This is a genomic window from bacterium (genome assembly GCA_016703265.1).
In the GTDB taxonomy this organism is placed as follows: domain Bacteria; phylum Krumholzibacteriota; class Krumholzibacteriia; order LZORAL124-64-63; family LZORAL124-64-63; genus CAINDZ01.
Genome location: JADJCK010000004.1, coordinates 321,974 through 344,636 on the forward strand (window position 1 = coordinate 321,974; position 22,663 = coordinate 344,636).

Here is a 22,663-nt window from a genome sequence, read left to right on the forward strand (position 1 = left end):
ATCGCAGCGACGTTCGCGGTGACAATCGCGGCGGCGGTCGTGGCCGGGAAGAGGCGCGTGGCGAGGGCCGCGGCGAGCCCCGCGGTGAGCGTGGGGGGCGTGGCGGTCGCGATGGGTCGCGACGCCGGTGGTCGTGACGGCGGTGGTCGCGACGCCGGTGGTCGCGACGGCGGTCGCAGTGAGCCGCGCGGTGAGCCCCGGGGCGACAGCCGCAACGGCAACCGCGAGCAGGCCCCGCGTCCTCCGCGCGAAGGCGGCGAGATCCGCGCCGACGGCGCCGGTGACGATCGTACCGAAGCGCAGCGCTCGCGCCGCCGTCGCGGCGGTCGGGGCCGCGGCGGTCGGGGCCGTTCCGGTTCGGGCGCCCCGCGCGACGATCAGCAGCCGACCAACATCGTCAACAATTTCGAGGCGCCCGACGAGGGCCACGACATGCTGCGGCTGGACGAGCGTCCGGGCCGTGACGATCTCATCGAGCGCAAAGTCTCGGGTGACCGGGGCGATCGCGCGCCGCGCGGCGACCGCGGCGGCCGCGGCGAGCGCAGCGATCGTGGCGATCGTGGTGACCGGGGCGACCGCGCCCCGCGCGGCGACCGTGAAGCCCGCAGCAGTCGTGATGACCGCGGCGAGCGTCCTGTGCGCGACCGCGATGAGGTCCGCCTGGAGAGCCCCGTCGAGGACAGCCTCGGCAACCCGCCCGTGCGCGAGGAGTCGGTGCCGCGTGAGCAGGCCCGCGAAGAGCGCTCGCGCCGCGAGCTGCACGTGACCCCGGAGGCGCCGGCCGGCAGCGCCCCCGAGGCCGAGGCTTCGGCCCCGGAAGTGATCGAGACGGCCGTCATCGCCAATGTGGCGCTGAAGGCCAAGAAGAAGGCCTGGGGCGGACTCGGTGCCCGTCGCGAGCGTGCGCCGGCGTCGTCGCTGCCGCGCGTGAGCGTCGAGTCGCCGGCCACCGCCGGCGCCGTGTTCAAGCCGGCGCGCACCAAGGCCTCGAAGGCCGCGGCCGAGCGCCAGGCCACCAGGGAGGCCAACGCCGCCAACGCGGCGAAGATCGGCGCCATCGACTCTCCGCTGGCCGGCCCGGCCGGCACGACGGGCTACGGGGCGCCGCGCAATGGTGGTTTCGGTGGACGGTCGTCGTCGTCATCGGACGAGACCATCGCCGCCGGCATCGCCGCGACCGACTACGCCAAGCCGATGGCCGCGGTCGACGAGGACGGACAGCCGACCCTGCTGACCGAACTGACCAACGGGATGCTGGCCCGCGCCGGCTTCCCGTGCGAGTGCGAAACCATCCCCGGTGAGTACCACGCCGTGAAGGTGTCGGTGGACGAGGATGCCGCGGGCATGCTGATCGGTCGCGGCGGCTCCACCGCCGAAGCCGTCGAGCACCTGGTCGAGCGCATGGCCAGCAACGCCGCCGGCGACCGCGTGCGCATGAACCTGGACATCAACGACTATCGCATCCGCCGCGAGGAGCAGCTCCGCGAGCGCACGGCCGAAGCCGTCGCCGAGGTGCGCGCCACCGGCGAGCCCTACCACATGGAATCGATGGACGCCCGCGAGCGCCGCGTCGTGCACATGGCCACCGAGTCGCTGACGGACATCACCACCTACACGGTGATGGGCGGCGGCGGCAAGCACGTGGTCATCGCCCTGAATGACGGCTCGCAGCGCAGCGACGACGATGGTCACGAAGGCGGCGAGGACTGATCGCCGAACCCGCCGATCCGCACGAACAGGGAGCGGCGCGACGGCGCCGCTCCTTGTCTTGAGGGGTGGAGGAGGAATGCCCATGGACCCGAACCTGACCCACGATCTCGACACCGTCGTCGCCCGCGCCACACCCGAGGGCGAGGGCGGCCTGGCCGTCGTGCGCCTGAGCGGACCGCAGGCCTTGGCGATTGCGTCGCGGGTGTTCCGGGGAGCGGGGTATGGACGGGGGAGCGGGGAACCGGGCCCGGGCCCCGACCCGGCGGCGCCTGGCGACAGCGCCGCCCCGGGCGGCGAGGGCCCCGCAAGGACTCCGGTCCCACCCCCCGCCGCGCTGTATACGGTATTTTCCATGAACCGATTGATGCCCAACACGAAGACCCGCAGGCACTTGCCGTGATCGACGAGTCACTCGCGCTCTGGCTCCCCGGCCCCCACAGCTACACCGGTGAAGACACGGTGGAGTTCTTCTGCCATGGCGGCCGGCAGGTGACCGCCGCCGTGGTGCGCGCCTGCCAGAAGGCCGGCGCGGTGGCGGCGGCCCCCGGCGAGTTCACCCGCCGCGCCTTCCTCAACGGCCGCCTCTCGCTCGACCAGGCCGAGGCCGTGGCCGACCTCATCCAGGCCGGCAGCGAACAGGCGGCGCGCGCCGCGGTGGCCCAGCTGCGCGGCGGCCTCGACGCCGAACTGGGCGCCCTCGAGTGGCCGCTGCTCGACCTGCTGGTCCGCCTCGAAGGCTCGCTCGAATTCAGCGACGACGACAGCGACGAAGCCGTCGTCGATGCCGCCGAGATCCGGGGTGTCTTGTCCGAAGCCCTCGACGGCGTGGACCAGCTCCTGACCCTGGCCCCGGCCGGCCGCCTGCTGCGCGAAGGCGTGCACGTGGCCCTGGCCGGCGCCCCCAACGCCGGCAAGAGCAGCCTGTTCAACCGGATGGTCGGCAGCGACCGCGCCCTGGTCGACGCCGAACCCGGCACCACCCGCGACATCGTCACCGCCCCGGTGCGCCGCGGCGGTCGCCTCTATGTTTTCCACGACACCGCCGGCCTGCGCGAGCCCGCCGGCCGCGTCGAGTCGATGGGGATTGCGCGGGCGCGCGAGGCGGCGGACCAGGCGGACCTTGTGTTGGTGTTGGCGGCATTGGGCGATGGGGTTGTGGCTTGGCCGGAGGTCGGTGGCTGGGGCGATGGCGCGACCGCGGCGGGCTCGACTTGCGCCGGCGCAAGTAGTGGCGCAAGTGGTGGCGCAAGTGCCGGCGAGGAAGCGGGCTCGACTTGCGCCGGCGCAAGTGGCGGGGCGCCTGGTGGCGCAAGCGCGGCCGACCAACCGGGGGCTGTCTCCGGCGCCCGGCCGCCAGCACTGTTTGTCCTGACGAAGTGCGACCTGGTTTCAGGCGCCGGGCGGGGCGGGGCGGACCGGGCCACCACCGACACCGGCACATGCCCCGCCACTTGCGCCGGCGCAAGTCCCCACACCGCCATCGCCACCTCGAGCCTGACCGGCGCGGGCGTGGAGGATCTGTGGGCGGCCATCGAACACCAGGTGGCGGCGTGGCGGCTCGATGAAGCGGCCAGCCTGGGCGTGGTGCTGAACGAGCGCCACCGGCAGAGATTGCTGGAGTGTCGCGACGAGCTCGCGCAGCTGCTGGACCTGTATCGCCACGAGTCGGCGCCCGGCAGCGAAGTGGCCGGCACACTGTTGGCCTCGCTGTTGGCGCGGCTGGGCGAGATCAGCGGACGGGTGTTCACCGAACAGATGCTCGACAGCATCTTCAAGCGCTTTTGCGTGGGAAAATAGGGGATTCGTGAACCTCGGCACTGGCAGCAACACCACGCGAGGCGCCTCCCGCCAGGAGGCGTGGGACGTGGTCGTGGTCGGCGGCGGACACGCGGGCCTGGAGGCGGCACTGGCGGCCGCCCGCCTGGGCGCGCGCACGGTGCTGGTCACGCATGCCATCAACGAGATCGGTCGCATGCCGTGCAACCCCGCGATCGGCGGGCTCGGCAAGGGCCATCTTGTGCGCGAGATCGATGTGCTCGGCGGCCGGATGGGCGAGGCCATCGACGCAACCGGCATCCAGTTCCGCCTGCTGAACACGAAAAAGGGCCCCGCGGTGCAGTCGCCGCGCGCGCAGGCCGACAAGCACAGCTACCAGCGATACATGCGCGACGTGGTGCTGGCGCAGCCCGGGCTCGACATGATCGAAGGCGATGTCGTCGACATCCTGGCGGATCGCGGTCGGGGCCAGGCGGCGGGCGCGTCGGCGCAGGGGGGGGGGGGGGGGGGGGGGGGGGGGGGGGGGGGGGGGGGGGGGGGGGGGGGGGGGGGGGGGGGGGGGGGGGGGCGCGCCGCTGCCGCCTTGCGCCGGCGCAAGTGATGGCGAAGCTGGTGGCGCAAGCGCTGCCGATACCGCCGTCCGCACTTGCGCCGGCGCAAGTAGTGGCGCAACTGCCGCCGCATCCGCCCGCGCCCGCGTCCGCGGCGTCCGCCTGGCCAACGGCCGCGACGTCATCGGTGCCGCCGTCATCCTCAGTTCCGGCACGTTCATGCGCGGGCTCATGCATGTGGGCGCGCGGCAGACGGTGGGCGGGCGCGAAGGCGCCGCGAGTGCGGAGGGCATCAGCGAAAGCCTGCGCCGACTCGGCTTCACGCTGCGACGGTTGAAGACGGGAACGCCGCCGCGGTTGTGGCGCGACTCGATCGACTTCGCGCAGCTGCAGCCACAGCCCGGCGATGCGGAGCCGCTGCCGTTCTCGCTGCGCACCGAAGCGTTCGCGCCGCGCCAGATCGAGTGCCACCAGGTGTGGACCAACGATGCGACGCACGCCATCATCCGCGCGAACCTCGAGCGGTCGCCGCTGTTCGGCGGCGTCATCGAGGGGCGGGGGCCGCGCTATTGCCCGTCGATCGAGGACAAGGTCGTGCGCTTCGCGGACAAGGAGCGGCACCTGCTGTTTCTCGAGCCGGAGGGGCGCGACGATCCCGAGATCTACGTGAACGGACTCTCGACCAGCCTGCCGGTCGATGTGCAGGAGGCGATCGTCCGCTCCCTGCCCGGGCTGGAGGCGGCGCGGCTGGCCCGCTATGGCTACGCGGTCGAATATGACAGTGTGCCATCGTGGCAGATCGGCGGCAGCCTTGAGTCGCAACCCGTTGCGGGGCTTTATCTTGCCGGGCAGGTGCTCGGGACTTCGGGCTATGAGGAGGCCGCCGCGCAGGGCCTGGTGGCCGGCGTGAATGCGGTGCGGGCCCTCGGTGGCCAGCCGCCACTGGGGTTGGCGCGCGACACCTCGTACCTGGGCGTGCTGGTCGATGACCTGGTCACCAAGGAGATCACCGAGCCCTACCGCATGTTCACCTCGCGGGCCGAGCACCGGCTGCACCTGCGCTGCGACAATGCCGAGGAGCGGCTGGGGGCGCAGGCCCTGGAGCTGGGGCTGCTCGATGCGCGCGGCCGACGCCGGCTGCAGGCGCGCGCCGCTTATGCCGAAGGCCTGCAGGCACTGTTGGCCCGCAGCAACGTGAAGCCGGCGGGCGGCGGTTCGACGATCACCGCGGCGCAGTACCTGCGCTACCCGGAAGTGGATCTGGCGACGGCGCTGGCGGCGGCCGTGGCCCACGGGGCCGAGGTCGGCAGCCGCCTGGCGGTGTTGCGCGCCGAGTTGGCGGCCACCGCGCCGGAGCCGCACGTCGTCCGCGGGGCCGAGGCCCAGGTGGAGAACGGGCTCAAATACGGCGGCTACATTGCCAAGCAGGCGCGCCTGCTGGCGCAGCGCGAAAGCCTCGATTTGCGGGCCATGCCGGCCGATTTCGACTACAAGTCCATGTCGGCCTTGAGCTTCGAGGCCCGTGAGAAACTCGCGCGCATCCGGCCGGCCACGCTGGGCCAGGCTGGGCGCATTGATGGGGTGCGCGCCGGCGACCTGGCGGTGCTGACCGTGTACCTGCGCCGGCACCGCGGCGGCGCCGCGACACCGGGTGGAGATGACGATGGCCAGGCGTGACGACAAGGCGCCCCTCGACGGGCGGACCCGCGAACTGCTCGTGGCCTACCGCGCCGAGCTGCTGCGGTGGAACCAGCAGATCAACCTGCTGTCGCGGCGCGACGCCGAAGGCACCGCCGACACCCTTATCCGCCAATGCCTCGATGCGTTCGAGATGTGGTGGCTGGCCTCGGGCGCCGAGCTCGCGGCCGGCGGCACGCTGCGCCTGTTCGACCTGGGCTCGGGCGGCGGGCTGCCGGCGTTCGTGTGGCTGGCCCAGCTGAAGGCGCGGGGCGTGGCGACGCGCGCCACCCTGGTGGAGCCGCGGGCCAAGCGCGCCTGGTTCCTGGAGCGATTGACGCACCTGCCCGGCGCGCCCGCGTTCGAGGTGGTGGCCGCGCGCTGGGGCGATCGGCTCGCTTTCGGTCCGTTTGGGCCGGAAACGCCGCCCGCCGACGCGACGGCCCCCATGGAGCCCATCTTGTTCACTCTCAAGGCTTTGCGGCTGCCCGAAAACACCGTTCTGGACGGGCTGGGCGACGCCGAACCGCTCCAGCGGCTGGCCCTGGGCGCCACCGTCGAACTGGTCCGCTTCCAGCCGAGTCGTGGCGTGACGGCCGCGCGCCTGGCCCGCGAACTGGACATCCCGGCCGCCGGGACAGCGTTCAGCCGGGAAGAGATGCAGTTCGAGGCGGGCGGGATGTCGGCTCCTGGAGCCCAAGGCGAAGGGCGCCGCGGCGGCCGGCGCGGCGGGACTGCTGGTGTCGCGGCATCGGCTGGTTGGGGTGAAGACTCTCGGGTAGAGCAGGGCGGATTGTTCCACGTGGAACAAGGCCGCATTCCAGTCCCCGCCCGGCCCTGGCCGGTCATGATGTTCCACGTGGAACAGTGGCCCGTCCCGCGCGCTGGCCGAATTCAGCTGCCCGGATTGTTCCACGTGGAACAACGCTCTTAGGCGACTGGCGACTGGCAGCCGGCAACCGACGACCGGCCGCCGCGCCGCCGCACCGGCCTGCCGCCCTGCCGCCCTGCCACCCCGCCGCCCTGCCGCCCTGCCGCCTGCCACCCCGCCGGCCCACCAGCGCGCACCTCCCCACCACGCAAGCTCCCCGCCGCGCATGTTCCACGTGGAACACCAGCCCCGCGCCGCAGTCGGGCAGCCCCCGGCCGGTCCAGCTCGGTCTTCGACGAACTCCCTCGGATCCGGCCCGGCCCAACCGCCCCCGCCCGAAATGTTCTACGTGGAACAACCCCGCACCACGCCCTCGGCGCCCCATCCCGTCACCCCCCGGCGCCAAATCCACATTCCCGGAGGACAACCAGCGAACAACTCCCGGCGTGTCTTGACGCATCCACCAGCGCGCCGGTAGATTGTCGTTCCCATCTCAGACACCCGTCCCAACGGAAAGGCGGCCTTCCCGCCATGACCAAGATCGTAGCCATTTCGAACCAGAAGGGTGGCGTCGGCAAGACGACCACGGCGGTGAACCTGGCCGCCAGCCTGGCCGTCGCCGAGCGGCGGACGCTGCTTCTGGACTTCGACCCGCAGGGCAATGCGTCCAGCGGCGTGGGCTTATCCGCAGGTGAAAAAACAAGTTACGAGTTCCTTGTGGGCGGCGCGGCGTTCGGCGAAGCCGTCCAGACGACCAAGCTGCCGTTCCTCGATGTGCTCACCACGGACCGCCGCCTGGCGGGCGCCGAGATCGAACTGGTGGGCGAGGAGAACCGCGAGGGCTTCCTGAAGCGGGCGTTGGCGCCGCTGCGCGGGCGCTACGAGTTCATCCTGATCGACACCCCGCCGTCGCTCGGATTGCTGACGCTCAATGCGCTCACCGCGTCCGATTCGGTGCTGATCCCGATCCAGTGCGAGTACTACGCGCTGGAGGGGCTGAGCCAGCTCCTGAGCACGGTGCAGTTGGTCCAGCGCGGCCTGAACCGCGACCTGCGGCTCGAGGGTGTGCTCCTGACCATGTTCGACCGGCGCCTGCGGCTGTCGAACCAGGTGGCAGACGAAGCCACCGACTTCTTCGGCGAGATGGTCTACGAGACGCGGATCCCCCGCAATGTGCGCCTGAGCGAGGCGCCGTCGTTCGGGCAGCCGATCTGTCTCTATGATGTGGAGTGCATAGGCTCCCAGTGTTACCTGGACCTCGCCAAAGAGGTCATCGCAGACAACTCCTGACGGCGCAAGTCGTTACGGGCACGAGGACAGACAAGGACGGCGCCATGAACAACCCCGTTAACAAGACCCGCGTCCTGGGCAAGGGACTGTCGGCCCTGATCCAGGGAGCCGACCTGACCGGTGTGCCGCCGCGGCCGACCGAGGCCGCCACGGCCGGCGGCGCCGCCAGGTTGCCCCTGGCGAACATCGGCGTGAACCCCAACCAGCCGCGTAAGATATTTCACGACAACGAGTTGGCTGAGTTGGCGGACTCGATCCGGCAGGTCGGCATCCTGCAGCCGGTGCTGGTGCGTCGCCTGCAGCCCGGCCAGACGGCCGTGCGGGCGCCGGGCGAAGAGGGCAGCGTGGCCCCGCTCGAGTATTGCGTGGTGGCCGGCGAGCGCCGCGTGCGCGCCGCGCGTCTGGCGGGACTGAACGACGTGCCGGCGCTCGTTGTGTCGTTCGAGCAGTCCGAGGCGCTGAAGGTGGCGCTGCTCGAGAACATCCAGCGTGAGGATCTCGGGCCGGTCGAAGAGGCGACGGCGTATCGCCAGTTGATGAACGAGTACGGCGCCACGCAGGAGGAAGTCGCGGCGATGCTCGGCAAGAGCCGCAGCAGTGTCGCGAACCTGCTGCGCCTGTTGTCGCTCGAGGAGGAGATCCTCGACCTGCTGCAGGACGGACACCTGAGCACCGGTCACGGCAAGGCGCTGCTCGGCCTGGCGCCCGGGCCGGCGCGCGTGCAGCTGGCGAAGCTGTGCCGCACGCGCGGCATGTCGGTGCGCGAATGCGAGCGGCGCGTGCAGGCCGGCGGCGCGAAGCCGCGCAAGGCGGGCGCGAAGAAGCGCGGCGCCACGGCCGATGATCCTTCGCTGCGCGCGCTGACCGAGCGCGCCGAGGCGGTCTACGGTTCGCCGGTGACGATCGAGCGCGATCCGCGCACGGGCAAGGGCTCCGTCAGCGTGCGCTTCTTCAACGATGGCGACCTGATCCGCCTGCTGCAGATCATGGGGGTGGACACCGCGCTGTGAGGAAGCTGGCCAAATGGCTGGGTCGTGTACTGTTGATGCGCCTTCTGCTGTGGGCGCTGGTCGTGGCGTCGGCGGCGTTCATCGTCGTCACGCTGGCCAGGCTCAGCGACGACTACGCCGCGGCCGGTTCTCTGCGCGGGCTATGGCAGGCCGAGTGGCGCAACGGCGAGGCGCTGCGCCGGGTCTTCGGCGGGGGCGTTTTCCAGTTCCTGTTCCTGGTCGTGGGCTGGAGCGCCTGGTTCCGCCTGCGCCTTCGCGAGCTGGGCCAGCTGCGCCTGCGCCGCAGCGAGCAGAAGTACCGCAACATCATCAATCACGCCGGCGAAGCCATCTTTCTGCTCGATGCCGGCGGTCGTGTGCTCGAGTGGAACAAGAAGTCGGAAGACCTCTTCCACCAGCCGCGTCGCAATGTGCTGGGCCGGCGGCTGCAGGACGTGGCGCCGCAGCTGCAGCTGGATGTGGGGCAGATCTTCGCCGACGTGGTGAAGGCGCATCGCAGCCTGGCCTTCGAGGTGACGCTGCCGCTCGAGGGCGCGGTGCCGCGCCTGCTGACGATGATCTTCTCGGCGGTGCTGCCGGGCGGTGGGCCGCTGGCCGATCGCGAGGCGACGTTCGTCGTCATCGCGCGCGACATCACCTCGGAGAAGCAGTTCGAGAGCCGCCTCAGCGAGACCGAGAAGCTGGTGGGCATCGGGCAGCTGGCGGCGGGCATTGCGCACCAGCTGAACACGCCGCTGGGCGCGATCCTGCTGTCGGCGCAGATGCTCGAGGATGCGGCGCGCACCGAGGACGAGCAGGACGACATCCGCCGCATCATCCGCCAGACCGAGCAGTGCCGCGGCATCATCAAGGGCCTGCTGAATTTCGCGCGGCCCACGGGTACCGAGCGCGGGCGGCTGGATCTGGCGGGCATCGTGCGCGGCACCGTGTACCTGATGGAGAAGAACCTGAAGGTGGCGGGCATCGAGGTGACCGTCGAGGCGCGCACCGAGCCCTGGGTGTACGGCAATCGCAACGAGCTCGAACAGGTGGTGTGCAACCTGCTGGTCAACGCGATGGATGCGATGGAGCCGTTCGGGCAGGGCGGGCGCATCGATATCGTCGTGGCCGATGGCGGGGCCGGCGAAGTGCTGCTGACCCTGTCCGACACCGGCCCCGGTATTCCGGCGGCCACGCGCGCGAACATCTTCCTGCCCTTCTTCACGACCAAGGACTACGGCAAGGGGACGGGACTGGGATTGTCGATCGTGGCGCGCATCGTGCACGAGCACGGCGGACGCATCGAGTTGCGCGAGCATGCCGGACCCGGCGCCGTGTTCGACCTGTGGCTGCCGCGCGCGCGTGCCGGCGGCGGGCATGTGGCGCTCATCGAGGACGGCGACGGCGAGGAGGGAGGCACCGATGTCCATTCCCCGACGGACCCGGGTGATCCTGGGCGGTGAGGGCGGCGGCCCGCGCCGCGAGTTCTGCCTGTCGCGGCCGGTGGCCCTGCTGCTGGGGGTGCTGGTGCTGGGCGTCTTGGTCGGCGCCGTCCTGCTCGCGATGGGCCTGTTCGACACCCGCGGCCAGCGCGCCACCATCACCGAGCTCGAACGCCAGCTTGCCGAGGCCCGCACCGAAGCCCTGACCGCGCGCATCCTCAAGGCCGAATTGGAGCAGTCGCGCCGCCTGCAGGATGAATTGATGGCGATGCTGGGCCTGGCCCGCACCGACTCGCTGGGCAACGCGCTGGCCGACTCGATCTGCGACGTGCCGATGGGCCTGGTGCCGGCCGGCGCCGCACCTGACGCGACACCCGGCGCTGCGGCCGGCGCAACCGCCCCCGCAACCCTTCCCGCACAGCCCGGCCAGGCCCCTTCGCGTTGGCCCGCGGCCGGCACCGTCATCCGCGAATTCACGCGCGGCGACCCGGCCCACGGCGTGGAAGCGCACGTCGGCATCGACATCGGCGGGCAGGAAGGATCGCGCGTGGTGGCGGCGGCCGAGGGAGATGTCGACTTTGTGGGAGAGGACGAGGTGTTCGGCAAGTATGTGGAGATCCGTCACGGCGACGACTGGGTGACCGTGTACGGCCATTGCGCCTCGATCAACGTGGGTCCCGGTCACCATGTGCGCGCCGGCGAACAGGTGGCGAAGATGGGCCGCACGGGCCGGGCCGGGACGGCGCAGCTCCATTTCCAGGTGTGGCAGCGCGGCGAAGCCGTGGATCCGCGCAAACTTCTCAGTGGCGAACCCGCGCCCAGGTAGGGCATAGTACGCACATCCCCGGCGACCACCGCCGCGGCCCCCAAGGAGGACGTTTCATGTTCGGGAAAGAACCGGAAAACCAGACGGTCAACGCCGGCCAGACCTCGATCATCGCGCAGGGATGCAAGTTCGACGGCAAGATCGACGTGAAGGGCACGCTGCGCATCGAGGGCGAGTACCGGGGCACGATTGGTAATCCCGAGAGCCTGGTCATCGGCAAGACCGGCGTTGTGCACGCCAACTGCACGGTGAAGAACGCCATCATCGGCGGCCAGCTCTTTGGCAATATCGTCGCCGAGAACAAGATCGAGTTGCAGAGCGGCTCGCATGTCGAAGGCGACATCAAGACCAAGCGCCTGGTGATCGACGAAGGCGTCTTCTTCGAAGGCAACTGCTCGATGGGCGCGGGCCAGAAGAAGGCCCCGCTGGCGGGCGATGTCCCGTCCGCGACCGTCGGTGCGCCGGTGGCGGAGCCGCTGCGGAAGTAGCTGTTCGTCGATGAAGGCTGGCCGCGGCGCAACGGCAGTGACGACGCGAGGCGTGCGCCGGCGCAACTCGCCGACTCCGGTGCGCGGCACAGGGGACCAGGCCTGCAGGCGGAGCTTGCGCGGCAGGAAGGCGAGGAGCGCCCCGGCAGGAGTCGGGGCGCTCGTGCGTTGAGACCAGCATGATTCCAACGGGAGCATGGCTTGCCCTACAAGAAACTCGATTCCGCGAAGATCGAACGCACGATCTACAACCTGCACGGGAAGATCGCCTCGAGCCTGGGCGACCGCGGGCTGGCCCGGGTCTGCGGTGAGCTGCACGAGCTGTCGCGCAAGGCCGAGGGCGAGGCGGTGGCCATCGCCCGCCGGAACTGGCTGGTGGTCGGGGTGGCCGTCGCCCTGTCGGTGGTCATCGTCGGCCTGATCGTCTGGTCGATGCTGCACCTCAAGCCCATCAACGGACCGCTGGTCTTCTCCGACTACCTGCAGGCGCTCGAGTCGGGGATCAACGACCTGCTGCTGACCGGCGCCGCGATCTGGTTCCTGTTCACGGTCGAGAACCGGCTCAAGAGGCGCCGCGCCCTGAACGCGATCCATGAACTGCGCGCCATTGCCCACATCATCGACATGCACCAGCTGACCAAGAACCCCTCCTGGGAGGGCGCCGGGCCGGGCGAGCAGCCGGCGCCGGAGGTCGGCGAGGATCTCCATCTCTACTTCCAGTACTGCAGCGCCATGCTGTCACTGACGGGCAAGGTGGCCGCCCTCTACGTGCAGAAGTTCAATGACAGCGAGACGCTCGCGGCCGTCAACGAGGTGGAAGAGCTCACGACGGGCCTTTCGCGCAAGATCTGGCAGAAGATGACGGTGTTGCAATCCGGCCGCGGCGCAGTCAATGTTGCCGCGTCGGTCGTCCCGACGATCGCCCCGGCCGCCACGCAAGGAGACCAGGCCTCATGATGCACCGCAGCCCAGCGCGCCTTGTCGTTCCCGTCCTGCTCGTTCTGGCCGCGGCGATGGGCGGCCCCGCCCGCGCCCAGTCCCTGCTCGGCCTGTCCATCGGCGCCCCCGCCTCGGCCGCCAATCGCCTGGGCCTGGCGGCCGCCGACTCGGTGGTGAGCGCCAAGCTGGTGGTCCGCGGCTACAAGCTGCCGGGCGGCGGGACGCTCGAGGTGACAGCCGACCGCAGCGACAACAGGATCGTCTTTCTGCAGCAACTGCTCCTCGGCGTGCCCGGCCTCGTGCCCAGCGACCTGGCGGGTTTCACGTTCGGCAAGACGACACTGTCGAGCATCCGGCGCTCGTGCGGCTCGAACGGTTTCGCCTACAAGGGCGGGCCGGCGCCCAGCCAGATCCGCGACCTGTACGTGCTGCTGAACGCGTACGACATCAAGGGCCGGTCCGAAGTCGTCATCTTCCTGACGGCGCTGCCGGTGGCCGCCGCCAAACAGCTCTCGTCGTCGCGGCCTGAAGATGTCGCCGCCATGGGCGACCGCGCCATCCTGGTGGGGATGATCCTGGCGAAGCGCTCCTATCTCGAGGGCGCGTGGGGCGCCGAGCGCATCTCGGACAACCCGTGCCCGCCCATCAACTGGGTCAACCGGCCGTAGCGCGCGCTTGCCGGGCCACACGACGGAGCTGAATGATGTCGACGGGTACGCGCCTTCTCGATCGCGACGGCTGTGTCCTGAACATCGTCGATCAGGGCGGCGGCAAGCTGATCCTGCTCATCGCCGGCATCGGCGAGGCGGTCACCGATGGCTTCACCGTCGGCCTGGCGCCCGCCTCGCTGGCCGAGCTGCGCGCGGCCGCGGGTGCGCCCGTGTTCGCGTGGGAGCACCGCGACGGTTCCCTGCGCATCAACGCGAGCGGCGGCGCCTGGCATCTGACGTTCACCATGAATGAACCGCCGTACGGAAGCCGCGCGCTGCTGCTGACGGAGCCGGAATCGAAGCAGATGGCGGTCTTGCTGTTGGGGCGGGCGGGGCGCTGAGCCGGGCGACTGCGGCGCGCGACGGGTAGCCCGCGCGACGGGTAGCCCGTGCGACTTGCGCCGGCGCAAGGGCAACGTCGCCGAAAAAGGAAGTGCCACCATCACCACTACCGACCCGACCCCGTCGACCGCGAAGCGGCCCGCCTCTCCCGCGCCGAAGCCTGCCTGCTCGGCCACCTGGCCGGCGATGCGCTCGGCTCGCTGGTGGAATTCGAATCCGCCGCCCACATCGCCGCGCACCATCCCGACGGCCCCCGCGAACTGGCGAGCAGCCCCAGGTGGCACACCCTGCCCGGCCAGCCCACCGACGACGGCGAGATGATGCTCGCCCTCGCGCACGCCATCGCGGACCACGGCGACTACGAGCCCGGCGCCGCCATGGCGGCCTATCGGCGGTGGGGCCGATCGGGTCCGTTCGACTGCGGGACCACCATCGGCAACGCGCTGGCCGGCAGCACCAGTACCACGAGCCAGGCCAACGGCGCGCTCATGCGCGCGGCGCCGCTGGGGTTGCTCGGGGCGCGGCGCGGCGCCGACCACGCCGCGGCGTGTGCCCGTCGCGATGCCGAACTGACGCATCCGCACCCGGTGTGCGTGCAGGCCAATGCGATCTATGTGCGCGCGCTCTCGTGCGCCATCGATGAGGGCGTCAGCGGCCCCGACCTGTACGAACGCATCCTCGCCTGGACCGCCGCCGAAGTGACCGAGCCCACGCTGCGCGACGTCATCATCGCCGCCGCCGACGGCCCGCCGCCCGAGTTCATGGACAGCATGGGCTGGGTGCTCATCGCCCTGCGCAACGCCTTGTGGCAGCTGGTGCGGGAGCCGTCGTTCGAGGACGCGCTTGTCGATACGGTGCGCCGCGGCGGCGATACCGACACGAACGCGGCGATCTGCGGCGCCTTGCTTGGTGCGGTGTACGGCATGCAGCAAGTGCCGCCGCGCTGGCTGGCCGTGCTCACGCACTGCCGGGCCGACCAGGGCGGGCCCGGCGACAACACCTGTCGCCCCCGCGAGTACTGGCCAGAAGGGGCTGCCGCGGTGGCGCGGCGCATCATGGGAGGGATTTCATGAAGCACGACATACAGAGATTCACCGGGGCCGGCGTGCTGTTGCTCGCGCTGATCACGTTGATGGGCGGCTGCGCCGGTACGCGGCCCGACCTCGAAGGCGCCTGGGAGTGCTTGCAGCCGGCGGCGCAACCGGGACAGCCGCCGGTGGTCAAGGTTCTGGTCGACGGTCACTTCGCCTTTGGTGCCGGGTCGGTTGATGGAAGCGCGCCGCGGGCTGGCGGCGGCATTTACGCGCAGACGGGCGGCGCCTACACCGAGACCATCACGTACCACTGGGCCAAGGCGTTGGTTGGCCAGGTCATCACGTTCGAGTGTGTCATGGAGGAGGGTCTCTGGCATCACCGGGGGTCGTTTGTCGCCGATGGCGAGCGCTTCCAGATCGATGAGGTGTGGCGGCGCGTCGGCGAGCCGGCCCCGACGCGCTAGCCGCCCCCGTCGGACTTGCGCCGGCGCAAGTCGGGACGGCGGCGCCTCTGGGCTAACTGCAAACATCTAAACAAGTTATCGTGGCGGCGGGCGCCCCGCCCGCCCCCCAAATTGGAGATTGTGCGGAAACCGCACAAAGTATATAATCATCAGGACAAAAATCCCACATCGCCCACAAGGCCGACCCCTGCGCCGGCCAGCCAGGGGAACCGCCATGCGCCTGCGCCCGATCGCCGCCCCGTCCCTCGTCTGCCTGCTTCTGGCCGCCGCCTTCACCATGCCGCTGACCGCCCGCGCGCAGGTCGGCCCGCTGCTGTGGGAGGACAACTTCACCTCGCTCGACAACTGGCTGAAGATCACCGGCAACATCAACTGGGGTTGGGGCAACGGCGAGCTCGAGTACTACCACAACGACAACGTCGACATCGCCGATGTGCCGGGCGAGCCGGGCAACAAGGCGCTGCGCATCGTGGCGAAGCAGCAGAGCGGGCCGGGCATCGTCGACCAGTGGGGCAACCCGCTGCTCTACACGTCGGGCAAGGTGTCGAGCGAGTCGCTGGTGTCGGTGAAGTACGGGATGATCGAGGCGCGCGTGCGCGTGCCGAACCTGGACCTCGGCGGCTGGCCGGCGCTGTGGCTGCTGGGCACCACCACGCAGGGCTGGCCGGGCAGCGGCGAGATCGACCTGTTCGAGATGGGCGCGTCGAAGGCGTTCCGCGACCTGCACGACACGCACAACGGCGGCACCGGCCTGAACAACTCGACGGTCAACCAGATGACCGGCGCCAACCTGATCTACCACTCGCCGGCCGCCGTGAACCCGGGCAACCTGTCGGGCGCCGCGAGCATCGCCTGGGATCCGTCCGACATCTACTGCCGGCCGTACTACAACCAGGTCACGTCGCTGAACGACCGCTTCCTCATCTATCGTCTCTACTGGGATGAGTCGACGATGCGCCTGACCGTCACCGATAACGGCGTCGAGCACGATCTCTACCAGGCGCCGTTCACGCTCACCGCCGACTCGGACGAGTTCCGGCAGCCGTTCTACCTGATCGCCAACCTCGCGATCGGCGGCGCCTACACCGACTGTTACCGGCTGGGCGATCCTTCCAGCGGCCTGCCCATCACGATGCCGATGCCGGCGACGATGTACGTCGACTACATCCGCGTCTACGAGTGGAACGGGCAGGGCGAGGTGCACCTGGGCCCGCCCGCGAACCAGGCCGGCAGCTACGGACTGTACACCGACCTGACGCCGACCGCCGCGCGCGTGACCCTCGGCACCGATGCCAATGTATACGTGTGGGAAGGGACGCTGGTCACCGGGACCACACCGCCGTTCGAGGGCGCCAACGTGCTGGCCTGGCAGACGAACAACAAGGGCTGGTTCGGCGCCGGCATCATGACGACGCAGCCGCTGAACCTGTTCGACTTCGCGAACGGCTTCCTCAAGTTCCGCATCCGCATCCCGGCGAACGTCGCCTTCCGCATCGGCATCATCGACAAGTGGGGCAACCAGAACTACGTCGACTTCCCCGCCTTCCAGACCAAGTACGGCCTGGTGCGCAACGGCGAGTGGGGCCAGGCGGCGATCCCGGTCAGCGAGATCCGCGGCACGGCCATGGACCTGCGCATGCTCAGCTACCCGTTCGTGATCCTCGAGCAGAACGGCACCGCCTGCACCTTCGGCCTCGACGACATCTACTGGGATGCCGGCTACGTGGCCGGCGTGGATGACGGCGCCACCCCCGCCCGCCAGGCGCTGCCGCTGGCCGCCGCTCCCAACCCGTTCAACGCCGGCACCGAGCTGCGCTTCACGCTGCCCGCCGACGCCATCTACGACATCACCGTGCACGACGCCGCCGGCCGCCTGGTCCGCAGCTTCCACGGCCTGGGCCGCGAAGGCGCGAACGCCCTGCGCTGGGACGGGCGCGATGACGACGGCCGCAACGCGGCTTCGGGCGTGTACCACTACCGCCTGCAGGCCGACGGGCGCGAGGCGGTCGGGAAGATGATGCTGGTGAAGTAGGAGCCGCGTCCGGCTGGTTGTGACGAGGGGCTTGCCTTGGGGCAGGCCCCTGGCCGTCCGCATGTGAAATGGTACGAGAGTCTGCACATCGAAGCGCGAATGATGACAAAACAACAAGTGCCCCTCTGGCCCACAGCGAGCGGCTCCGGCGAGACAAGGGCCTGTTTGTGATGCGGTTATATCTGCAGGCTCGCGTGTTTGCTGAGGCTTTGCGAGCTGGCGGGTATTCGGTATACCGACCACGCGGGCCCCGCGCCGGCCGTTGCGCCGGTGCAAGTTGGTCGGCCCCCATTCGATGGTCTAGAGAACCATACAATGTTATGTATTGTCATCATTAGTGGCCGCTGGTGTTCTGTTTGATGCTAATATCCATCGTGTATTTTGTATACAGCGCGGGCCCGTGGGCGAAATAATGATCATCTATTGATGGCCAAAGCCGATATAATAACCGATTATGTCCTTAAAGATGGGAGGACGCCTCATGACGTTCTACGCAGCAACCGACCAGGCCGTACTCGAGGAGCTGGGACAGCGCCTGCGCCAGCGCCGGCTCGACAGCAACCTCAGCCAGGCCGAGGTGGCGGAGCGCGCCGGGCTCGACCGCACCACCATCGGGCAACTCGAGCGCGACGGCCGCGCCTCGCTGCTCACCATGGTGCAGGTGCTGCGCGCCCTCGGGGCGCTCGACGAACTCGACGCCTTCCTGCCGCCGCTCGGTCCCAGTCCGCTCGAGCTGGCCCGGCGCCAGGGGCGGCAGCGGCAGCGGGCCTCGCGCCCGCGGCGCACCGGCGACGACGGCACGGCCGCGCCCGATGGCGAGACGTGACGATGGCTGCGCGCGTCGACACCGCGTTCGTGAACATCTGGGGGCGCACCGCCGGAGCCGTGGCCTGGGATGACCAGCGCGGGGTCGCGACCTTCGAGTACGATCCCGATTTCCTCGACAGCGACCTCGACCTCTCGCCCCTGCACATGCCGCTCGCCGCGGCGCGCCGCGGAGGCGCCCGCTTCTCGTTCCCCGCACTGCCGCGCCGGACGTTCCTGGGCTTGCCCGGCCTGCTGGCCGACGCCCTGCCCGACCGCTTCGGCCACCAGCTCATCGACGCCTGGCTGGTGACGCGCGGACGACGCCCCGCCGACTTCAGCCCGGTCGAAAGGCTGTGCTATGTCGGCAATCGGGCGTTGGGCGCCCTTTCGTTCACGCCCGCCCTGCGCGGTACACTGAATACAGATGCCCGCGTCGACATCGCCGAGCTGGTGTCGCTGGCGCGCGAGGTGCTGCTGCGGCGCGCCGACCTGGACACATCGCTGGCCGGCGGCACGAAGGCCATCGCCGACATCCTGCGCGTGGGCACGTCGGCCGGCGGCGCACGGGCCAAGGCCGTGATCGCCATCAACGACGCCACCGGCGAGGTGCGCTCGGGCCAACTCGAGGCGCCGCCCGGCTTCGCGCACTGGCTGCTGAAGTTCGACGGCGTGCAGGACCGCTCCCTGGACAACCCCGAAGGGTACGGCCGCCTCGAGTACGCCTACCACCTGATGGCCGTGGCCGCCGGCATCACCATGACCGAATGCCGACTGCTGGAGGAAGGCGGCCGCGCCCACTTCCTGACCCGCCGCTTCGATCGCCCCGCCGACGGCAGCCGGCTGCACCTGCAGACCCTGTGCGGCCTGGCGCATCTCGACTTCAACGAACCGGCCGCCCACTCCTACGAGCAGGCCTTCGCCGTCATGCGCGAACTGCGCCTGCCCTATCCCGATGTCGCCGAACTGTTCCGTCGTCTGGTCTTCAACGCGGCCGCCCGCAACCAGGACGACCACACCAAGAACCTGGCCTTCCTGATGTCGACCAACGGCGAGTGGCGCCTGGCCCCCGCCTACGACGTGATCTGGGCCTGGAACCCCGACGGCCGCTGGACCAGCCGCCACCAGATGTCGATCAACGGCAAGCGCGACGCCATCACCCGCGCCGACCTGCTGGCCGTGGCGGCGAACGTGGGCGTGAAGAAGCCGGGCGCGATCATCGACGAGGTGCGCAACGCCCTGGCCGAGTGGCCGCGGTTCGCCGCGGCGGCGGGCGTGGCGGAGGAGCAGGCGGCGCGGGTAGGGGGCACGTTTCGGGAGTTCGGCGGGGGTTGAGTTGCGCCGGCGCAAGTCTCGGCGGCGCCCACCTCCTCTTGCGCCTCATCCACCCGCGCCGTAAGGTCATCCCCGGTTGCGATGGCAGCTCATGGTCGAAAGGATCCCCATGTCGCGGACCATCCGCACGATATTGATTCTGCTCCTTTCCGGCAGCCTGATCACGACCGCGCTCCCTGCCGCCGCACTACCGCCTGACCGCATCGCGGCGCAGATGAGCCAGACCCTGGCCGCCAATCCCAACGTGGTGGAGGCCTGGATCGACCTGGCCGAAGCGCAGCGGGTGATGGGCTACCAGGAGCGCGCGCGGACCTCGCTGGCGCGTGCGGCCGAGCTCATCAAGGCGCTGCCGGTTGAAGAGCGGCGCCGACTGGCGGGTTCGTATCACACCGTGATGGCCTGGCTCGAATACGACGCCACAGACTGGCAGGCGGCAGCCGAGCAGGCGAGCATGGCGGTGCGCTATGGCCCGAGCCGCGAGTCGCGACTGGTCCAGGCGCTGGCGATCGCGGCGATGCCCGATCACGGCACGCCGCTCCGCGAGTACTATTCCTATCTGAAGCCGTACGAAGATCCCGGTCCCGACAACCGACTGCGCAACTTCTACTGGATCTCGCTCGTGCGAGGGCACCACGAATCCGGGCCATTCGATCGTTGGACCAGAGGCGATCTGCATTCATTCACGCACGTGGGTATCCAGCCGGCGGCGGCCTGCTGGGGCGAGCTTCCCTGTCGCCGCGACTACGGCTATGTCTACGAAGCCAATCGCGAGTGGGGTCTTGCGGTGACGAGCTACGAACGCAGTGCCGCCGCCTGCGACGACGGGCTTGCCGCCTGGGCCACCCGCCGCGAGCGCCGCTCGCCGCTGCAGCCGGCAAGCGCCGCTCCACTGCCGTTCTGGACGAATGCGGAGGGCGGCTACGTCACCGGGTCACTCCTGGCCTACGCCGACCACGCCTGCGAACGCATGATGGCGGCCGAGGCGGACACCGAGCGGACTCTCTGGGCCTCCCACCTGGCATTCGGCGCCACGCGCGCCCTGGCCGTGTCCATCGACCCGACCTGGCCCTGGCTGTGGCGCGCCCTGGCCTGGCAAACCACGGGCGATGCGCAGGCCGCCGCCCGCGACCTGGTGCAGGCGGAGGATGTGCTCGCCGACGATGCGCGCGCCCGGCCTTGGCTCGACTTCGCGCACGGGCACGCCGAGCTGCTCAAGGAACGCTTCGGTCCGGCCCGCACCCGTCTCGAAGCCGCCGTCGCCGCCGGCCTGGATGCCGCGCCCTGCTGGGCCGACCTCGGCCTGGCGCGCGCCATGACCGGCGACAGGAGCGGTGCCCGCCTCGCCTTCGACCGCGCCCTGGCCCTGACCCCGCGATCGGCCGTCGCCCTGCACAATCGCGGCATGCTGTCCCTGCAGGAGGGCGACACGCCCACCGCCCTGGCCGACCTGCGCCGCGCCGCCGAACTGGCCCCGCACGACGAACAGGTGGGGCGTGACGTGCAGAAGGCGGAGTTGATGGCGAGGGAGTGATGGGAGTTGCGCCGGCGCAAGTGCCACACGAGCGCAAGCGCCGCAGCCGGCGGCGGCTCAACATGATGCCGCTGGCACAAGGCCATGTGAGTAAACAAATTGCGCGCGAATCGGCCGAGCCCGCATACTGTATACGGGACAAGTGGGGCCCTGTGGATTGAAAAATCGTTGCACAAGCCACCGATTATCGCGATAATCCACACATGAATCAGCGATTCTCCCCCATCCAGCGCGCACTCAATCTGCCGTGGTCGCCCAATCCGGCCACAGGCTCGGCGGCTGCGTTCCTGTGGGGGCCCCGCCAGACCGGCAAGACAACGCTGTTGCGGCAGGCGTTTCCCGATGCGCGATTCTACGACCTGCTCGACTCGTCCCTGAGCGCCGACCTCAGCGTCTCGCCCCACCTCCTGCGCGAGCAGGTCCTGGCCGTGAGCCCGCCGGTGGTGGTCATCGACGAAGTGCAAAAAATCCCGGCCCTGCTCGAAGAGGTGCACTGGCTGCTGGAGAACACCGGCACGCGGTTCGTCCTGTGCGGATCCAGTGCGCGCAAGCTGCGGCGGAAGGCGCACAATCTCCTCGGTGGACGTGCGGTCGAACACCACCTGCTGCCCCTGACCAGCCGGGAGTTGCCCGACCTGGACCTTGTCCGTTACCTGAACCACGGCGGCTTGCCCGCGCACTATCTGGCCGACGAGCCGGGGCCGCGGCTCCGGTCGTACGTGAACGCGTACATCCGCGAAGAGATCATCGACGAATCGGCCACGCGGAGCGTGCCGGCGTTCGCGCGCTTTCTGCAGGTCGTGGGCCTGACGCACGGCCAGCAGTTGAACTACGCCAACATCGCGCGCGAGACGGGCGTTTCCCCGAGCACCGTACGGGCGTATTTCCAGATCCTGGGCGATACCCTCCTCGGTTTCACTCTCGAACCGTGGCGGCGAGCCGGTCGGCGTCGCCTGGTCGAGACCGCGAAATTCTTCCTGTTCGACGTTGGCGTGGCTCGCGCCCTGCGGCCCGAGATGCCGGCGGCGGTCGAAGGCTCGGATCTGTTCGGGCGCGCGTTCGAGCACTTCCTGCTCAACGAAGTCCGCGCTTGCCTGGCGTACACGGGACGTGAACGGCTGCTCTCGTACTGGCGGACGCACAGCGGCTTTGAGGTCGACCTCATCGTTGGCGACATGGACGTTGCGCTCGAGTTCAAGTCGGGCCGAGAGGTGCGCGATGCCGACCTGCGCGGCCTGCGCGCCCTGGCCGAGGACCAGCAGCCGCGGCGCTCGCTTGTCGTGGCACGCGTGGAACAGCGGCGGCGGACAGTGGACGGGATAGAGATCGTGCCTTGGCGCGAGTTCTGCGAGGAGATGTGGGCGGGTCGGGTCATTTGACTCCAGGCTGGCGCACAGTATACAGACCACCGGAACACCCAAAATAGTTCGAGGAGGCCGCACGCATGCCCATCCTGTCGTTCTTCGCCCACCTGCTCATCACTGCCGCCCTGCTGCTGCTGGTGGCCCGCCTCGTGAAAGGCGTCAAGGTCGAGGGCTGGGGCCCGGCCTTTATCGGCGCGCTGGTGCTGGGGCTGGCCAATGCGATCGTCAAGCCGGTGATGGTGGTGCTGACGCTGCCGCTGACCATCCTCACGCTGGGGTTGTTCCTGCTGGTGATCAATGCGCTGATGCTGCGGCTGGTCAGCGCGCTGGTGCCCGGGATCAAGGTGCAGGGATGCGGGACGGCGCTGTGGGGCGCCTTGGTGCTGTCTCTGCTCAACCTGGCGGTGGAGGCGGTGATCGGCGGCGGGTGGTCGCAGCTGTAGGGCGCCGGCAGCGACCCGTACGCGACAAGCCGGCCGCCGGCGGCT

The 22,663-nt window shown here is 69.9% G+C and carries 22 protein-coding genes; all 22 read left to right on the forward strand.

Annotated elements, in window-relative coordinates; translation table 11 throughout:
* Nucleotides 1–57 precede the first annotated feature (57 nt).
* Nucleotides 58–1,710, forward strand: a complete 1,653-nt coding sequence (locus tag IPG61_08775; GenBank protein MBK6734169.1) for a KH domain-containing protein — start codon at nt 58–60, stop codon at nt 1,708–1,710.
* Nucleotides 1,711–1,792: 82 nt separating this feature from the next.
* Nucleotides 1,793–2,110, forward strand: a complete 318-nt coding sequence (locus IPG61_08780; protein ID MBK6734170.1) for a hypothetical protein — start codon at nt 1,793–1,795, stop codon at nt 2,108–2,110.
* Nucleotides 2,107–3,507 (forward strand): 50S ribosome-binding GTPase, encoded by a 1,401-nt coding sequence (locus IPG61_08785; GenBank protein MBK6734171.1) that lies wholly within the window; start codon nt 2,107–2,109, stop codon nt 3,505–3,507. The genes IPG61_08780 and IPG61_08785 overlap by 4 nt, the downstream gene beginning before the upstream one ends.
* Nucleotides 3,508–3,514: 7 nt before the next feature.
* The gene (locus IPG61_08790; protein ID MBK6734172.1) at nt 3,515–4,087 is read left to right on the forward strand and encodes an FAD-dependent oxidoreductase; all 573 of its coding nucleotides are present in this window, start codon (nt 3,515–3,517) and stop codon (nt 4,085–4,087) included.
* A 169-nt stretch (nt 4,088–4,256) separates the two neighbouring features.
* Nucleotides 4,257–5,714, forward strand: a complete 1,458-nt coding sequence (gene mnmG / locus IPG61_08795; protein MBK6734173.1) for a tRNA uridine-5-carboxymethylaminomethyl(34) synthesis enzyme MnmG — start codon at nt 4,257–4,259, stop codon at nt 5,712–5,714.
* Nucleotides 5,701–6,648 carry a class I SAM-dependent methyltransferase gene (locus tag IPG61_08800; GenBank protein ID MBK6734174.1) on the forward strand — a complete coding sequence of 316 codons (948 nt, stop codon included), beginning with the start codon at nt 5,701–5,703 and terminating at the stop codon, nt 6,646–6,648. Before mnmG ends, IPG61_08800 begins: the two co-directional genes overlap by 14 nt.
* A 468-nt stretch (nt 6,649–7,116) precedes the next feature.
* Nucleotides 7,117–7,875: a ParA family protein gene (locus IPG61_08805; protein MBK6734175.1), complete on the forward strand. Its 759-nt coding sequence runs from the start codon at nt 7,117–7,119 to the stop codon at nt 7,873–7,875.
* A gap of 44 nt (nt 7,876–7,919) precedes the next feature.
* On the forward strand, nt 7,920–8,885 hold the full coding sequence (locus IPG61_08810; protein ID MBK6734176.1) for a ParB/RepB/Spo0J family partition protein: 966 nt from the start codon (nt 7,920–7,922) through the stop codon (nt 8,883–8,885).
* The gene (locus IPG61_08815; GenBank protein ID MBK6734177.1) at nt 8,882–10,327 is read left to right on the forward strand and encodes a PAS domain S-box protein; all 1,446 of its coding nucleotides are present in this window, start codon (nt 8,882–8,884) and stop codon (nt 10,325–10,327) included. Before IPG61_08810 ends, IPG61_08815 begins: the two co-directional genes overlap by 4 nt.
* Entirely contained in the window at nt 10,287–11,132 is an 846-nt protein-coding gene (locus IPG61_08820; protein MBK6734178.1) for a M23 family metallopeptidase, read from the forward strand. The genes IPG61_08815 and IPG61_08820 overlap by 41 nt, the downstream gene beginning before the upstream one ends.
* A 56-nt stretch (nt 11,133–11,188) precedes the next feature.
* Nucleotides 11,189–11,620, forward strand: a complete 432-nt coding sequence (locus IPG61_08825; GenBank protein ID MBK6734179.1) for a polymer-forming cytoskeletal protein — start codon at nt 11,189–11,191, stop codon at nt 11,618–11,620.
* A 201-nt stretch (nt 11,621–11,821) separates the two neighbouring features.
* Nucleotides 11,822–12,577, forward strand: coding sequence for a hypothetical protein (locus IPG61_08830; protein MBK6734180.1), 756 nt, complete (start codon nt 11,822–11,824; stop codon nt 12,575–12,577).
* Nucleotides 12,574–13,227, forward strand: a complete 654-nt coding sequence (locus IPG61_08835; protein MBK6734181.1) for a hypothetical protein — start codon at nt 12,574–12,576, stop codon at nt 13,225–13,227. Before IPG61_08830 ends, IPG61_08835 begins: the two co-directional genes overlap by 4 nt.
* A 32-nt stretch (nt 13,228–13,259) precedes the next feature.
* Complete coding sequence (locus IPG61_08840) at nt 13,260–13,610, forward strand: hypothetical protein (protein ID MBK6734182.1); 351 nt, start codon at nt 13,260–13,262, stop codon at nt 13,608–13,610.
* Nucleotides 13,611–13,658: 48 nt separating this feature from the next.
* Entirely contained in the window at nt 13,659–14,684 is a 1,026-nt protein-coding gene (locus IPG61_08845; GenBank protein MBK6734183.1) for an ADP-ribosylglycohydrolase family protein, read from the forward strand.
* Nucleotides 14,681–15,109: a hypothetical protein gene (locus IPG61_08850; GenBank protein MBK6734184.1), complete on the forward strand. Its 429-nt coding sequence runs from the start codon at nt 14,681–14,683 to the stop codon at nt 15,107–15,109. The genes IPG61_08845 and IPG61_08850 overlap by 4 nt, the downstream gene beginning before the upstream one ends.
* 214 nt (nt 15,110–15,323) lie before the next feature.
* Nucleotides 15,324–17,141, forward strand: coding sequence for a T9SS type A sorting domain-containing protein (locus IPG61_08855; GenBank protein ID MBK6734185.1), 1,818 nt, complete (start codon nt 15,324–15,326; stop codon nt 17,139–17,141).
* 481 nt (nt 17,142–17,622) lie between these two features.
* Nucleotides 17,623–17,967, forward strand: coding sequence for a helix-turn-helix transcriptional regulator (locus IPG61_08860; GenBank protein MBK6734186.1), 345 nt, complete (start codon nt 17,623–17,625; stop codon nt 17,965–17,967).
* A 2-nt stretch (nt 17,968–17,969) separates the two neighbouring features.
* Entirely contained in the window at nt 17,970–19,280 is a 1,311-nt protein-coding gene (locus IPG61_08865) for a type II toxin-antitoxin system HipA family toxin (protein ID MBK6734187.1), read from the forward strand.
* A 109-nt stretch (nt 19,281–19,389) separates the two neighbouring features.
* On the forward strand, nt 19,390–20,811 hold the full coding sequence (locus IPG61_08870; GenBank protein ID MBK6734188.1) for a hypothetical protein: 1,422 nt from the start codon (nt 19,390–19,392) through the stop codon (nt 20,809–20,811).
* Between the two features lie 203 nt (nt 20,812–21,014).
* On the forward strand, nt 21,015–22,190 hold the full coding sequence (locus IPG61_08875) for an ATP-binding protein (GenBank protein ID MBK6734189.1): 1,176 nt from the start codon (nt 21,015–21,017) through the stop codon (nt 22,188–22,190).
* Between the two features lie 71 nt (nt 22,191–22,261).
* Nucleotides 22,262–22,618 carry a phage holin family protein gene (locus IPG61_08880; protein MBK6734190.1) on the forward strand — a complete coding sequence of 119 codons (357 nt, stop codon included), beginning with the start codon at nt 22,262–22,264 and terminating at the stop codon, nt 22,616–22,618.
* Nucleotides 22,619–22,663 lie beyond the last annotated feature (45 nt).

Coding starts and splice junctions, on each gene's coding strand:
- IPG61_08780 (MBK6734170.1), top strand. CDS start 1,793: ATGGACCCGAACCTGACCCACGATCTCGACACCGTCGTCGCCCGCGCC.
- mnmG (MBK6734173.1), top strand. CDS start 4,257: ATGCGCGGGCTCATGCATGTGGGCGCGCGGCAGACGGTGGGCGGGCGC.
- IPG61_08800 (MBK6734174.1), top strand. CDS start 5,701: ATGGCCAGGCGTGACGACAAGGCGCCCCTCGACGGGCGGACCCGCGAA.
- IPG61_08805 (MBK6734175.1), top strand. CDS start 7,117: ATGACCAAGATCGTAGCCATTTCGAACCAGAAGGGTGGCGTCGGCAAG.
- IPG61_08810 (MBK6734176.1), top strand. CDS start 7,920: ATGAACAACCCCGTTAACAAGACCCGCGTCCTGGGCAAGGGACTGTCG.
- IPG61_08820 (MBK6734178.1), top strand. CDS start 10,287: ATGTCCATTCCCCGACGGACCCGGGTGATCCTGGGCGGTGAGGGCGGC.
- IPG61_08825 (MBK6734179.1), top strand. CDS start 11,189: ATGTTCGGGAAAGAACCGGAAAACCAGACGGTCAACGCCGGCCAGACC.
- IPG61_08835 (MBK6734181.1), top strand. CDS start 12,574: ATGATGCACCGCAGCCCAGCGCGCCTTGTCGTTCCCGTCCTGCTCGTT.
- IPG61_08840 (MBK6734182.1), top strand. CDS start 13,260: ATGATGTCGACGGGTACGCGCCTTCTCGATCGCGACGGCTGTGTCCTG.
- IPG61_08850 (MBK6734184.1), top strand. CDS start 14,681: ATGAAGCACGACATACAGAGATTCACCGGGGCCGGCGTGCTGTTGCTC.
- IPG61_08855 (MBK6734185.1), top strand. CDS start 15,324: ATGCGCCTGCGCCCGATCGCCGCCCCGTCCCTCGTCTGCCTGCTTCTG.
- IPG61_08860 (MBK6734186.1), top strand. CDS start 17,623: ATGACGTTCTACGCAGCAACCGACCAGGCCGTACTCGAGGAGCTGGGA.
- IPG61_08865 (MBK6734187.1), top strand. CDS start 17,970: ATGGCTGCGCGCGTCGACACCGCGTTCGTGAACATCTGGGGGCGCACC.
- IPG61_08870 (MBK6734188.1), top strand. CDS start 19,390: ATGTCGCGGACCATCCGCACGATATTGATTCTGCTCCTTTCCGGCAGC.
- IPG61_08875 (MBK6734189.1), top strand. CDS start 21,015: ATGAATCAGCGATTCTCCCCCATCCAGCGCGCACTCAATCTGCCGTGG.